This window comes from Pseudomonas grandcourensis (assembly GCF_039909015.1).
Classification (GTDB): Bacteria; Pseudomonadota; Gammaproteobacteria; order Pseudomonadales; family Pseudomonadaceae; genus Aquipseudomonas; species Aquipseudomonas grandcourensis.
On sequence record NZ_CP150919.1, the window covers coordinates 955,160 to 968,144 of the forward strand.

Below are 12,985 nucleotides of genomic sequence, written 5' to 3' on the forward strand. Positions count from 1 at the left end.
CTACAAGCCTTAAACGGTGGCACGAACGTACCTTAATGTCGCATTTGTGTAATTCCTGACGCATTTGACCGTTTGCGCGTCATTTTTACGGTGCAAATGACGCACTTTTACAGTGCGCTCATGGCTCAGGTTGCTCCCGCGTGGGGCGGTGGTGTTACTTATTCATACCCCGGATTGTGGGGTGGGCATGGCGTGAATAAGAGTGGTTATTGTTGCACCGATAGTGGCCAATCGACGGCTTTTCTCGGGTGGACCTATCCAGTTATAGCTCATGCCTGAAAACTGCCAAAAAAAACGGCGATCATTTTCATGATCGCCGTTCTTGTTTACGGGCTATCGATTCAAGGCATCAGCACTTCAATCGAGCCATCGGCGGTCATGCTGACCTGGCTGGTGCCGGCCTCGACATCCGGAGTCACCGGTGCGCTGTCCATGGCGGCGGCTTTCATCATCATCGGCGCGCGCAGGTACGGCTGTGGATATCCGTTGCTGTTGAGGTTCAGGTTGACGATTTTGTAGCTCTTGCCGCCCAGAGCATCAGTCGCAAGCTGGGCGCGGGCCTTGAAGGCGGTCACGGCGTCCTTGAGCAGCGCGTCTTCGCTGGCCTTGCGGGTCGGGGTGGCGATGGCGAAGTCCATGCCACCCATTTTCAGGTCGGTGAGCAGTTCGCCGGTCAGTTTCGACAGTGCGGCGAAGTCCGAGCTTTCCAGGCGCAATTCGGCGCGCTCGCGCCAGCCGGTGATTTTCTGGCCCTTGGTGTCGTAGATCGGGTAGCTGTTGCGGCTGCCCTGGCGCAAGGTGATGTCCTTGACTTGCTTGGCCTGGGCCAGCGCCTTGTTCATGGTGGTGCTGACGTCGGCGGCGAGTTTGGCCGGGTCGGTGTTCTGTTCTTCGGTGTAGAGGGTCACGATCATCAGGTCGCGGGCCACTTCCTGACTGACTTCGGCGCGCAGGGAAATCTGGTTGTAATGAAGCTCGTCGGCGGCCAGGGCCGGGAGGCTGGCGACGGTGCCTACACTCAGGACGAGGAGGGCGGCGCTGCGGCGGAATGTGTGCATGAAGGCTCCTTGAAAGGTGCGCAGGGGTATGGTCCGGGCCTGCGTGAAACCATCAGACTCTAGCTTTTATGTTCCGGTTCGCACAGTTACAACTTCTATACAGATAGACCTCAGGTGGCCCTGTGGCGAGGGGGCTTGCCCCCGTTGGACTGCGAAGCAGTCCCAATACCTGCCGCCGCATTTTTCTCGGTCGGACCAAGTGAGGCAATCGCGACTGCTCCGCAGCCGAACGGGGCAAGCCCCCTCGCCACAGAGTTCTCTGTGCGCCGATTATCGCTGTAGGGCTGTGGCCGTTTGCCGCACTTTTGCCTGTCAGCCCCCGCGCTTGGTTATACTCCCTGCGATCCGCCTGGAGCGCTCATCAGGAGAGCTCATGCTCGCCCCCGTTCAAATCACTTCCGCGACTCGCCAGAACCTCTGGCGGCTGACGTTCATCCGCACGTTAGTGCTGGCCGCCCAGGCCGGTTCAGTTGGCCTGGCCTACTGGCTCGAATTGCTACCACTGCCCTGGTTTCAACTGGCGGCGACGCTCGCATGTTCAATGCTGTTGTGCGTGTTCACGGCGATTCGCCTGCGCACCTCGTGGCCGGTGACCGAGCTTGAATACGCCGTGCAACTGGCCTGCGACCTGTTTATCCACAGTGCCTTATTGTATTTCTCCGGCGGCTCGACCAACCCCTTCGTTTCCTATTATCTGGTGCCGTTGACCATTGCTGCGGTGACGTTGCCATGGCGTTATTCGGTGATCCTGTCGGGTATCGCGCTGACGATGTACACGCTGTTGCTGGCGCAGTTCTACCCGCTGCAAACCTTTCCGATCGCTCGGGAAAACCTGCAGGTGTACGGGATGTGGTTGAGCTTCGCCCTTGCCGCCGCGGTGATCACCTTCTTCGCCGCGCGCATGGCCGAAGAGCTGCGTCGCCAGGAAGAGTTACGCGCCATTCGTCGCGAAGAAGGCCTGCGCGATCAGCAACTGCTGGCCGTCGCCACCCAGGCCGCCGGCGCGGCCCATGAACTGGGCACGCCGTTGGCGACCATGAGTGTGCTACTTAAGGAAATGCGTCAGGACCACCATGATCCGATGTTGCAGGACGACTTGAGCGTGCTGCAGGATCAGGTCAAGTTATGCAAGCAAACCTTGCAGCAACTGGTGCGCGCCGCCGAGGCCAATCGCCGGTTGGCGGTGGAAATGCAGGACGTCACCGATTGGCTGGATGAAGCCCTCAATCGCTGGCACCTGATGCGCCCGGAAGCCAGCTATCGCTTCCAGCGCCTCGGCCAGGGCCCGGTCCCCCGCATGGCGCCGCCGCCGGACCTGACCCAGGCTTTGCTGAATCTGTTGAACAACGCTGCCGATGCCTGCCCCGAAGGGCTGCAAGTGACGCTGGACTGGGATTGGGAAAACCTGACCATCAGCATCCGTGACCATGGCGCCGGTGTGCCGCTGGCCATCGCCGAGCAAATCGGCAAACCGTTTTTTACCACCAAGGGCAAAGGTTTCGGCCTGGGCCTGTTTTTGAGCAAGGCCAGCGTGACACGCGCCGGCGGCTCAGTGAAACTCTACAGTCATGAGGAAGGTGGCACGCTCACCGAGCTGCGCCTGCCCCGTGTCGCCCGAGGAGACGAACATGAGTGAAGAGATCCAAGTCGAAGGCGAAGAACTGCCGCATTTGTTGCTGGTCGATGACGACGCCACATTCACCCGCGTCATGGCCCGCGCCATGGCCCGCCGCGGTTTTCGCGTCAGCACTGCCGGTTCCGCCGAGGAAGGCCTGGAGCTGGCCAAGGCCGATCTGCCGGATTACGCCGCTCTGGACTTGAAGATGGACGGCGATTCCGGCCTGGTGCTGCTGCCCAAGTTGCTGGAAATGGACCCGGAAATGCGCGTGGTGATCCTCACCGGTTACTCGAGCATCGCCACCGCCGTCGAGGCGATCAAGCGTGGTGCCTGCAACTACCTGTGCAAGCCGGCAGACGCCGACGACGTGCTGGCGGCGCTGCTGTCCGAGCACGCCGACCTCGACAGCCTGGTGCCGGAAAACCCGATGTCCGTGGACCGCCTGCAGTGGGAGCACATCCAGCGCGTGCTGACCGAACACGAAGGCAACATTTCCGCCACGGCCCGTGCCCTGGGCATGCACCGCCGCACCCTGCAGCGCAAACTGCAGAAGCGTCCCGTTCGCCGCTGAACCTGCGCTGAACGAATGCGGGCCGTATCTCGCGACAAACCGGACCGATCATCTATGATCGGTTCGTGTTCGTACTTTTCTCTATCGAGCCTTATCCATGAATCAGAACGCTGAGTATTCCGCGGTCAACGACGCCGTGCGCGGGCAGTTTTTTCGCAAAGTGTGGGCGATGATCACGCCTTACTGGCGCAGTGAAGAGAAGGCCAAGGCCTGGACACTGCTGATCGCGGTGATTGCGCTGTCGCTGATCAGCGTGGGGATCTCTGTGTGGTTCAACACCTGGTACAAGGACTTCTACAACGCCCTGCAAAAGAAGGACGAGGCCGCGTTCTGGCAACTGATCCTGTACTTCTGCGCGATTGCGGCGGTGGCGATCGTCGGCGCGGTGTATCGGCTGTATCTGACGCAGATGCTGACGATCCGCTGGCGGGCATGGCTCACCGAAAAGCATTTTGCACGCTGGTTGGGTGACAAAAATTACTACCAACTGGAGCAGGGCGGTTACACCGATAACCCGGACCAGCGGATTTCCGAAGACCTCAATAACTTCACCTCCAACACCCTTGAGCTGGGTATCGGGCTGCTGCGCAATATCGTCAGCCTGGTGTCGTTCTCGATCATCCTGTGGGGCGTGTCGGGCAGCATTGAAGTATTCGGTATCACCATTCCCGGCTACATGTTCTGGTGTGTGCTGGTCTACGCGGTGGTAGGCAGTTGGTTGACGCATTTGATCGGTCGTCGCCTGATTGGCCTGAACAACCAGCAACAACGTTTCGAAGCCGACCTGCGTTTCTCCATGGTGCGAATTCGCGAGAATGCTGAAAGCATCGCGTTGTATAACGGCGAACCGAACGAAAACCGTCGGTTGAGCGGCCGCTTCGGGATGGTCTGGCACAACTTCTGGGACATCATGAAAGTGTCCAAGCGCCTGACGTTCTTCACCGCCGGTTACAGCCAGGCCGCCATCATCTTCCCCTTCATGGTTGCCGCCCCGCGTTACCTTTCCGGCAAGATCGAACTGGGCGAACTGATGCAAATCAGCTCGGCGTTCGGCAATGTGCAGGAGAGCTTCAGCTGGTTTATCAGTGCGTACCAGAGCCTCGCTTCCTGGCGCGCCACCTGCGATCGTCTGCTGAGCTTCCACCAAGCCATGCGTGACAACGAAGAGCGTGCGCCGGCCATCGATGTACAGAATTCGGGCTCGGTGCTGAAGGTGCACAACCTCGGCCTCGACCTGGCTGAAGGTCGCCACCTGCTGACCAACGCCGACATGACCGTGAAGGAAGGTGAGCGTGTGATGCTCAGCGGTCGTTCCGGCAGCGGCAAGTCGACCCTGCTGCGGGCGATGGGACATCTGTGGCCGGCCGGCCACGGCAGTATTCGCCTGCCATCGGCGCGCTACCTGTTCCTGCCGCAAAAACCGTATTTGCCGATTGGCACCCTGCGCGATGTCCTGAGTTATCCACAGCCCGGCGATACCTATCCGAACGAGCGCTACGTGCAGGTGCTGGAAACCTGCCGCCTGCCGCACCTGATTGCCCGTCTCGACGAAGCCAACCACTGGCAGCGCATGTTGTCGCCTGGTGAGCAGCAGCGCCTGGCCTTTGCCCGCGCGCTGCTTTATGCACCGCAGTGGCTGTATATGGACGAAGCCACTTCGGCGATGGACGAAGAGGATGAGGCCACGCTGTATCAGGCGCTGATTGATGAGTTGCCGGGGCTGAGCATCGTCAGCGTCGGCCATCGCAGCAGCCTGAAGCGCTTCCACCCGCGGCACATTCGTATCGAGAATGGCCATCTGGTGGATCAGGCTGTAACTGCATAAACACCGAAAAACCTGTGGGAGCGAGCTTGCTCGCGATGGCTAACTGACATTCAACGACGATGTTGCCTGCCAGATTGTCATCGCGAGCAAGCTCGCTCCCACAGGGGATAGTGTTCACCGACGGTGATCGTACAACCGCGTTGCGCTATGATGCGCTTTCAGCCGCCGAACTTTTCGAGACAGATGTTCACCATGGAAAACCTGAACGACGCACCACGCCTCCCACGCAAGCGCCGCAGCCTCGCTCAGGAACTGGTGACGGTGCTGTCCGAGCAGATCCGCGATGGCCATCTCAAGCGTGGCGACAAGTTACCCACCGAGTCGGCCATCATGGATGCCCATGGCGTCAGCCGCACGGTGGTGCGCGAGGCGATTTCCCGTTTGCAGGCGGCGGGGCAAGTGGAAACCCGCCACGGTATCGGCACCTTCGTGCTCGACACGCCGAGCCCGAGCGGTTTCCGTATCGACCCGGCGACCGTGGTGACCTTGCGCGATGTGCTGGCGATCCTGGAGCTGCGCATCAGTCTGGAAGTCGAGTCTGCCGGGCTGGCGGCGCAACGTCGCAGCCCGGAACAGTTGGCCAACATGCGCGCCGCCCTTGATGCGTTGAATGAAAGCGCCGCTCACGCCAGTGACGCCGTGGCTTCGGACTTCGCCTTCCACCTCGAAATCGCGCTGTCCACCGGCAACCGTTACTTCACTGACATCATGACCCACCTGGGCACCAGCATCATTCCGCGCACACGGCTGAACTCCGCGCGCCTGGCCCATGACGACCAGCAGCACTACATGGGTCGCCTGAGCCGTGAGCACGAAGAAATCTACGACGCCATTGCCCGTCAGGATTCCGATGCGGCCCGGGCCGCCATGCGTTTGCACCTGACCAACAGCCGTGAGCGGTTGCGTCATGCCCATGAAGAGGCTGAGGCGCAGCGGGGGTAAGCAATCTGCCCTTGTCCTCCATCGTCTGAACTACCGCTATCGCGAGCAGGCTCGCTCCTACAGTGGATCTCGCAACACTGAAGATCACTGTAGGAGCGAGCCTGCTCGCGATAGGGCCGTAAGCCATAAAACAAATCCAGCAGCTTTCCCGTATCTTCCGACAACGTATCTCTCAAGCGACCGTTTATCACGGTACTCGCAACTGTCCTTCCTCCGCTGAAACCCGCTAAAACTCAGGCAGACAGCCTTTCTTGTCGAACAATTTTCACCCCCGGCGATGAAATGCAGTTGACGGTTGTATTTTAAGTTGTACGATGACCTACAACTTCAGCGCAGGCTGAACGGTTTTCTCACACAACGTCGCAATCCAGGGTGTTCGAATAATGAATCCACAAGAACTGAAGTCCATCCTCTCTTCCGGTCTACTGTCTTTCCCGGTCACCGATTTCAATGCTCAGGGCGACTTCAATCGCGCGGGTTACATCAAACGTCTCGAATGGCTGGCCCCATACGGCGCCTCGGCACTGTTCGCCGCGGGCGGCACCGGTGAGTTCTTCTCTCTGGCGGCCAGCGAGTATTCGGAAATCATCAAGACTGCCGTAGACACCTGCGCCACCAGCGTGCCAATCCTGGCCGGTGTGGGCGGTGCGACCCGCCAGGCCATCGAATACGCTCAGGAAGCCGAGCGTCTGGGCGCCAAAGGCCTGTTGCTGCTGCCGCACTACCTGACCGAAGCCAGCCAGGACGGCGTTGCCGCCCACGTTGAAGCCGTGTGCAAATCGGTCAACATCGGCGTGGTGGTCTACAACCGTAACGTCTGCCGCCTGACCGCGCCGCTGCTGGAACGTCTGGCCGAGCGCTGCCCGAACCTGATCGGCTACAAGGATGGCCTGGGTGATATCGAGTTGATGGTGTCGATCCGTCGCCGCCTCGGTGATCGCTTCAGCTACCTGGGTGGTTTGCCGACCGCCGAAGTCTACGCCGCGGCCTACAAGGCGCTGGGCGTGCCGGTCTACTCCTCGGCGGTGTTCAACTTCATCCCGAAAACCGCGATGGATTTCTACCACGCGATCGCTTGCGAAGATCACACCACCGTCGGCAAGATCATCGACGACTTCTTCCTGCCGTACCTGGATATCCGTAACCGCAAGGCCGGTTATGCCGTGAGCATCGTCAAGGCCGGGGCAAAGATTGCCGGCTACGACGCAGGTCCTGTGCGTGCACCGCTGACCGATCTGACTGGCGAAGAGTACGAAATGCTCGCCGCGCTGATCGACAAGCAGGGTGCGCAGTAACACATCCGTTTAAGTAAGGCCGCTGAGCAATCAGCGGCCTTTTGCGTGAGGAGATCTCAAAGTGGCAGATGCAAAGCGTTTCGATAACTACATCAACGGCGAATGGGTTGCCGGTGGTGACTATTCGACCAACATCAACCCGTCCGAACTGAGCGACGCCATCGGTGACTACGCCAAGGCTGACCTGGCTCAGGTGCACGCCGCCATCGACGCCGCCCGTGCCGCGTTCCCGGCCTGGTCCACTTCCGGCATTCAGGCGCGTCACGATTCCCTGGACAAAGTCGGTACTGAAATCCTCGCCCGTCGCGAAGAGCTCGGCACCCTGCTGGCCCGGGAAGAGGGCAAGACCCTGCCTGAAGCCATCGGCGAAGTGACCCGCGCCGGTAACATTTTCAAGTTCTTTGCCGGTGAGTGCCTGCGTCTGTCCGGCGACTACCTGCCGTCGGTGCGTCCGGGCGTCAACGTTGAAGTCACTCGCGAAGCCCTGGGCGTGGTCGGTCTGATCACCCCGTGGAACTTCCCGATTGCCATCCCAGCGTGGAAAATCGCCCCGGCCCTGGCCTACGGCAACTGCGTCGTGCTCAAGCCTGCTGACCTGGTTCCAGGTTGCGCCTGGGCCCTGGCCGAAATCATCTCCCGCGCAGGCTTCCCGGCCGGTGTGTTCAACCTGGTGATGGGCAGCGGTCGTGTGGTTGGCGATGCACTGGTCCACAGCCCGAAAGTCGACGGCATCAGCTTCACAGGTTCCGTGGGCGTGGGTCGTCAGATCGCCGTCAGCTGTGTATCGCGCCAGGCCAAGGTCCAGTTGGAAATGGGTGGCAAGAACCCGCAGGTCATTCTCGACGACGCCGACCTCAAGCAAGCGGTCGAGTTGTCGGTCCAGAGCGCGTTCTACTCCACTGGCCAGCGTTGCACCGCTTCCAGCCGCTTTATCGTCACCGCCGGCATCCACGACCAGTTTGTCGAAGCCATGGCCGAACGCATGAAGTCGATCAAGGTCGGTCACGCGCTGAAAGCCGGCACCGATATCGGGCCGGTGGTCTCGCAAGCACAGCTTGAGCAGGACATGAAGTACATCGACATCGGCCAGTCCGAAGGTGCGCGTCTGGTCAGCGGCGGTGGTCTGGTGACCTGCGACACCGAGGGCTACTTCCTCGCGCCAACCCTGTTTGCCGACAGCGAAGCTTCGATGCGCATCAGTCAGGAAGAGATCTTCGGCCCGGTTGCCAACATCGTGCGCGTTGCCGATTACGAAGCCGCGCTGGCCATGGCCAACGACACCGAGTTCGGGCTGTCGGCGGGCATCGCTACCACGTCCTTGAAGTACGCCAACCACTTCAAGCGCCACTCCCAGGCCGGGATGGTGATGGTCAACCTGCCGACCGCCGGTGTGGATTACCACGTTCCGTTCGGTGGGCGTAAAGGTTCATCCTATGGATCACGTGAGCAAGGTCGCTATGCGCAAGAGTTTTACACGGTCGTAAAAACTGCCTACATCGGATCGTAACCCGCTGCACCCGCGCGAGGCCCTTGCCTAAGGCCTTGCGCGGCACATGACTCTTGAATGTTTTACCCGCATAAAAATAATCAGTGGGAGTACATCTACATGCAATCGACCAAGCCGACTCACGTCCGCTATTTGATCCTGCTCATGCTGTTTCTGGTGACCACGATCAACTATGCCGACCGCGCTACCATCGCAATCGCCGGCTCCAGCCTGCAAAAAGACCTCGGCATCGACGCCGTTACCCTCGGCTACATCTTCTCCGCATTCGGTTGGGCCTACGTGGCCGGGCAAATCCCAGGTGGCTGGCTGCTGGACCGTTTCGGCTCGAAAAAAATCTACGCACTGAGCATCTTCACCTGGTCGCTGTTCACCGTGTTGCAGGGGTATGTCGGCGAGTTCGGCATGTCCACCGCAGTGGTCGCGCTGTTCATGCTGCGCTTTTTGGTGGGCCTGGCCGAAGCGCCATCCTTCCCCGGCAACGCGCGCATCGTAGCGGCCTGGTTCCCGACCGCTGAACGCGGCACCGCCTCGGCGATCTTCAATTCGGCGCAGTACTTCGCCACTGTGTTGTTCGCACCGCTGATGGGCTGGATCGTCTACAGCTTCGGCTGGCAACACGTGTTCATCGTCATGGGCGTGATCGGCATCATTTTCTCCGGAATCTGGCTGAAAGTGATCTACAGCCCGCGCCAGCACCCGATGATCAACGATGCCGAGTTCAAGCACATCGCTGACAACGGCGGCATGGTCGACATGGATCAGGACAAGGGCAAAGGCAAGAAGACCGACGGTCCGAAGTGGGACTACATCCGTCAGTTGCTGACCAACCGCATGATGCTCGGCGTATACCTGGGCCAATACTGCATCAACGGCATCACCTACTTCTTCCTGACCTGGTTCCCGGTGTACCTGGTGCAGGAGCGCGGCATGACCATCCTCAAGGCCGGTTTCATCGCGTCCTTGCCGGCGATCTGCGGCTTTATCGGTGGTGTGCTCGGCGGGGTGATTTCCGATTACCTGCTGCGCAAAGGCCATTCCCTGACCTTCGCCCGCAAGGCGCCGATCATCGCCGGCCTGCTGGTTTCCAGCAGCATCGTGGCGTGCAACTACGTGGACGTAGAATGGATGGTCGTCGGCTTCATGGCCCTGGCATTCTTCGGCAAAGGCGTAGGCGCATTGGGCTGGGCGGTGGTGTCCGACACCTCGCCGAAGCAGATCGCCGGTCTGAGCGGTGGCCTGTTCAACACCTTCGGTAACATTGCGTCGATCACCACCCCGATCGTCATCGGCTACATCATCAGCTCCACCGGTTCGTTCAAATGGGCGCTGGTGTTCGTCGGTTGCAACGCTTTGGTCGCAGTGTTCAGCTATCTGGTGATCGTGGGCCCGATCAAGCGCGTGGTGCTCAAAGAGCCACCAGCGAACGGCACTGAAGCCCCTGGCAAATTGTCTCAAGCGCATTCCTGAGGAGCGGCGTCATGCAGTTGATTGAACATTCCGACTCGCCGCGCTACATCCGCCTGCACGAGCGGGATAACGTAGTGATCGTGGTCAATGATCAGGGTGTACCGGCCGGTACCGAGTTTGCGGACGGCCTGGTTACCGTGGACTTCGTGCCACAGAGCCACAAGGTCACCCTGGAAGACATTCCCGAAGGTGGCCAGGTGATTCGTTACGGCCAGGTCATTGGCTATGCCTTGCAGCCGATCCCCCGCGGTAGTTGGGTCAAGGAAGATCAACTGCGCATGCCGACCGCGCCACCGCTGGACAGTCTGCCGCTGTCCACCGACGTACCGGCCGCGCAGGCACCGCTGGAAGGCTTCACCTTCGAGGGTTATCGCAACGCCGACGGCACCGTCGGCACGCGCAACATTCTCGGTATCACTACCACCGTGCAGTGCGTGACCGGGGTGCTGGATCATGCGGTCAAGCGCATCAAGGATGAGTTGCTGCCCAAGTACCCGCACGTCGATGACGTGGTGGCGCTGACCCACAGCTACGGCTGTGGCGTGGCCATCACCGCCACCGACGCGTACATCCCGATCCGCACCGTGCGCAACCTGGCCCGCAACCCGAACCTGGGTGGCGAAGCCTTGGTGATCAGCCTGGGCTGCGAGAAATTGCAGGCCGGGCAGGTGATGCACGACAACGACAGCTCGGTTGATCTCAGCGAGCCTTGGTTGTACCGCTTGCAGGACTCCAGCCACGGCTTCACCGAGATGATCGAGCAGATCATGGCGCTGGCCGAGACGCGCTTGAAGAAGCTCGATCAACGCCGCCGGGAAACCGTGCCGGCGTCCGAGCTGATCCTTGGCATGCAATGCGGCGGCAGTGATGCGTTCTCCGGCATCACCGCCAACCCGGCGCTCGGTTATGCCTCGGACCTGCTGCTGCGGGCCGGTGCGACGGTGATGTTCTCCGAAGTCACCGAAGTGCGCGATGCCATTTACCTGCTGACCTCCCGCGCGGAAAACCAGGACGTCGCCCAGGAACTGGTGCGGGAAATGGACTGGTACGACCGCTACCTGGCCAAGGGCGAGGCGGATCGCAGTGCCAATACCACGCCGGGCAACAAGAAGGGCGGGTTGTCGAACATTGTCGAGAAGTCCCTGGGTTCGATCGTCAAGTCCGGCAGCAGCGCGATCAACGGCGTGCTTGGCCCTGGCGAGCGCTTCAAGAAAAAAGGCCTGATCTTCTGCGCGACCCCGGCCAGCGACTTTGTCTGCGGGACCTTGCAGTTGGCGGCGGGGATGAACCTGCATGTGTTCACTACCGGTCGTGGCACCCCTTACGGGCTGGCCATGGCGCCGGTGGTGAAGGTCTCGACCCGGACCGAACTGGCGCAACGCTGGCCGGACCTGATCGACATCGACGCCGGGCGCATTGCCACCGGCCGCGCATCGATCGAGGAACTTGGCTGGGAGCTGTTCCACTACTACCTGGACGTGGCCAGCGGCAAGAAACAGACCTGGGCCGAGCAGCACAAGCTGCATAACGACATCACCCTGTTCAACCCGGCGCCGATCACTTAAGACCGCGTTATCGTTCATCGCGAGCAGGCTCGCTCCTACATTTGGAATGCATTCCCCTGTAGGAGCGAGCCTGCTCGCGATGGCGATCTACCAGACGCCAACGTCCTTGGTGGCTTATCATTAGCTAACTAACGACGCCCACCCCAAGGTCCTCCCGGCATGCTGGCAATTTTCCTCGAAACCCTGAACATCACCGCGCCGGTGTTTGCCATGCTGTTTCTGGGTGTGCTGCTCAAGCGCATCGACTGGATCAACGACAACTTCATCCACACCGCATCGGCACTGGTGTTCAACGTCACCATGCCGGCGCTGTTGTTTCTGGGCATCCTGCATGCCGACCTGCACGCGGCGTTGCAGCCGGCGCTGCTGATCTATTTTGCCCTTGCGACCCTGGTGTGTTTTGCCATTGCCTGGGGCTGGGCGATCTGGAAGTGCCCGCGGGAAGACCGGGGGATCTACACCCAGGGCGCCTTTCGCGGTAACAACGGAGTCATCGGCCTGGCGCTGGCGGCAAGTATGTACGGCGACTACGGGATTTCCCTCGGGGCGATCCTCGCGGCGTTGGTGATCCTGTTCTACAACACCCTCTCGACCATCGTGCTGGCGGTGTACAGCCCGGTGATCAAGTCCGATCCGTGGAGCATCTGCAAAAGCGTGTTCAGCAATCCGTTGATCATCAGCGTGATTGCGGCTGCACCGTTCGCCTATTTCAAGATCGGCTTGCCGGGCTGGCTGGAGACCTCCGGCCGGTACCTGGCGCAAACCACCTTGCCGCTGGCGCTGATCTGCATCGGCGGCACGCTGTCCCTGGCGGCACTGCGCAAAAGCGGCAACATGGCGCTGAGTTCAAGCCTGGTGAAGATGATCGGCTTGCCGGTACTGGCGACGCTGGGGGCGTGGTTGTGTGGCTTTCGTGGCGCGGAACTGGGGATTCTGTTCCTGTACTTCGGCAGCCCGACCGCCGCTGCCAGTTTCGTCATGGCCCGGGCGGCGGATGGCAATCACGAACTGGCGGCGGCGATTATCGTGATCACTACGCTGATGGCGGCGATCACCACCAACGTCGGGATCTTCTTTTTGCAGTGGGGCGGGTGGATTTAAAGGCAAAGGTCAAAACATCGCAGCCTGCGGCAGCTC

10 protein-coding genes are annotated in these 12,985 nt (G+C 60.6%); 9 read left to right on the forward strand and 1 reads right to left on the reverse strand.

Annotated features, from left to right (window positions below; genetic code table 11):
- Positions 1-341: 341 nt before the first annotated feature.
- Positions 342-1,058, reverse strand: a complete 717-nt coding sequence (locus tag AABM52_RS04090) for an SIMPL domain-containing protein (protein WP_347910589.1) — start codon at positions 1,056-1,058, stop codon at positions 342-344.
- Positions 1,059-1,431: 373 nt separating this feature from the next.
- Between AABM52_RS04090 and AABM52_RS04095 the strand changes: the two genes are divergently transcribed.
- The 9 genes from AABM52_RS04095 to AABM52_RS04135 all read left to right on the forward strand — a co-directional run bounded on the left by AABM52_RS04095 (position 1,432) and on the right by AABM52_RS04135 (position 12,949).
- A complete protein-coding gene (locus AABM52_RS04095; RefSeq protein WP_008051702.1) occupies positions 1,432-2,694 on the forward strand; it encodes an ATP-binding protein in 1,263 nt (420 codons plus the stop codon).
- On the forward strand, positions 2,687-3,247 hold the full coding sequence (locus AABM52_RS04100; RefSeq protein WP_007973041.1) for a response regulator transcription factor: 561 nt from the start codon (positions 2,687-2,689) through the stop codon (positions 3,245-3,247). Before AABM52_RS04095 ends, AABM52_RS04100 begins: the two co-directional genes overlap by 8 nt.
- A gap of 97 nt (positions 3,248-3,344) precedes the next feature.
- Positions 3,345-5,072: an ABC transporter ATP-binding protein/permease gene (locus tag AABM52_RS04105; RefSeq protein ID WP_347910591.1), complete on the forward strand. Its 1,728-nt coding sequence runs from the start codon at positions 3,345-3,347 to the stop codon at positions 5,070-5,072.
- Between the two features lie 192 nt (positions 5,073-5,264).
- Positions 5,265-6,014, forward strand: a complete 750-nt coding sequence (locus AABM52_RS04110; protein WP_347910593.1) for a FadR/GntR family transcriptional regulator — start codon at positions 5,265-5,267, stop codon at positions 6,012-6,014.
- A 383-nt stretch (positions 6,015-6,397) separates the two neighbouring features.
- Positions 6,398-7,309, forward strand: a complete 912-nt coding sequence (kdgD, locus tag AABM52_RS04115; RefSeq protein WP_347910594.1) for a 5-dehydro-4-deoxyglucarate dehydratase — start codon at positions 6,398-6,400, stop codon at positions 7,307-7,309.
- Between the two features lie 61 nt (positions 7,310-7,370).
- On the forward strand, positions 7,371-8,816 hold the full coding sequence (locus AABM52_RS04120) for an aldehyde dehydrogenase family protein (protein ID WP_347910596.1): 1,446 nt from the start codon (positions 7,371-7,373) through the stop codon (positions 8,814-8,816).
- Positions 8,817-8,915: 99 nt separating this feature from the next.
- Positions 8,916-10,283, forward strand: a complete 1,368-nt coding sequence (locus AABM52_RS04125; protein ID WP_347910598.1) for an MFS transporter — start codon at positions 8,916-8,918, stop codon at positions 10,281-10,283.
- Between the two features lie 11 nt (positions 10,284-10,294).
- The gene (gene garD, locus AABM52_RS04130; RefSeq protein WP_347910600.1) at positions 10,295-11,848 is read left to right on the forward strand and encodes a galactarate dehydratase; all 1,554 of its coding nucleotides are present in this window, start codon (positions 10,295-10,297) and stop codon (positions 11,846-11,848) included.
- A gap of 159 nt (positions 11,849-12,007) precedes the next feature.
- The gene (locus tag AABM52_RS04135; protein ID WP_347910601.1) at positions 12,008-12,949 is read left to right on the forward strand and encodes an AEC family transporter; all 942 of its coding nucleotides are present in this window, start codon (positions 12,008-12,010) and stop codon (positions 12,947-12,949) included.
- Positions 12,950-12,985: the final 36 nt, after the last annotated feature.

Bases quoted from the DNA above. Each gene is read 5' to 3' on its own strand.
- AABM52_RS04090 (WP_347910589.1), bottom strand. From the start codon at position 1,058: ATGCACACATTCCGCCGCAGCGCCGCCCTCCTCGTCCTGAGTGTAGGC.
- AABM52_RS04095 (WP_008051702.1), top strand. From the start codon at position 1,432: ATGCTCGCCCCCGTTCAAATCACTTCCGCGACTCGCCAGAACCTCTGG.
- AABM52_RS04100 (WP_007973041.1), top strand. From the start codon at position 2,687: ATGAGTGAAGAGATCCAAGTCGAAGGCGAAGAACTGCCGCATTTGTTG.
- AABM52_RS04105 (WP_347910591.1), top strand. From the start codon at position 3,345: ATGAATCAGAACGCTGAGTATTCCGCGGTCAACGACGCCGTGCGCGGG.
- AABM52_RS04110 (WP_347910593.1), top strand. From the start codon at position 5,265: ATGGAAAACCTGAACGACGCACCACGCCTCCCACGCAAGCGCCGCAGC.
- kdgD (WP_347910594.1), top strand. From the start codon at position 6,398: ATGAATCCACAAGAACTGAAGTCCATCCTCTCTTCCGGTCTACTGTCT.
- AABM52_RS04125 (WP_347910598.1), top strand. From the start codon at position 8,916: ATGCAATCGACCAAGCCGACTCACGTCCGCTATTTGATCCTGCTCATG.
- garD (WP_347910600.1), top strand. From the start codon at position 10,295: ATGCAGTTGATTGAACATTCCGACTCGCCGCGCTACATCCGCCTGCAC.
- AABM52_RS04135 (WP_347910601.1), top strand. From the start codon at position 12,008: ATGCTGGCAATTTTCCTCGAAACCCTGAACATCACCGCGCCGGTGTTT.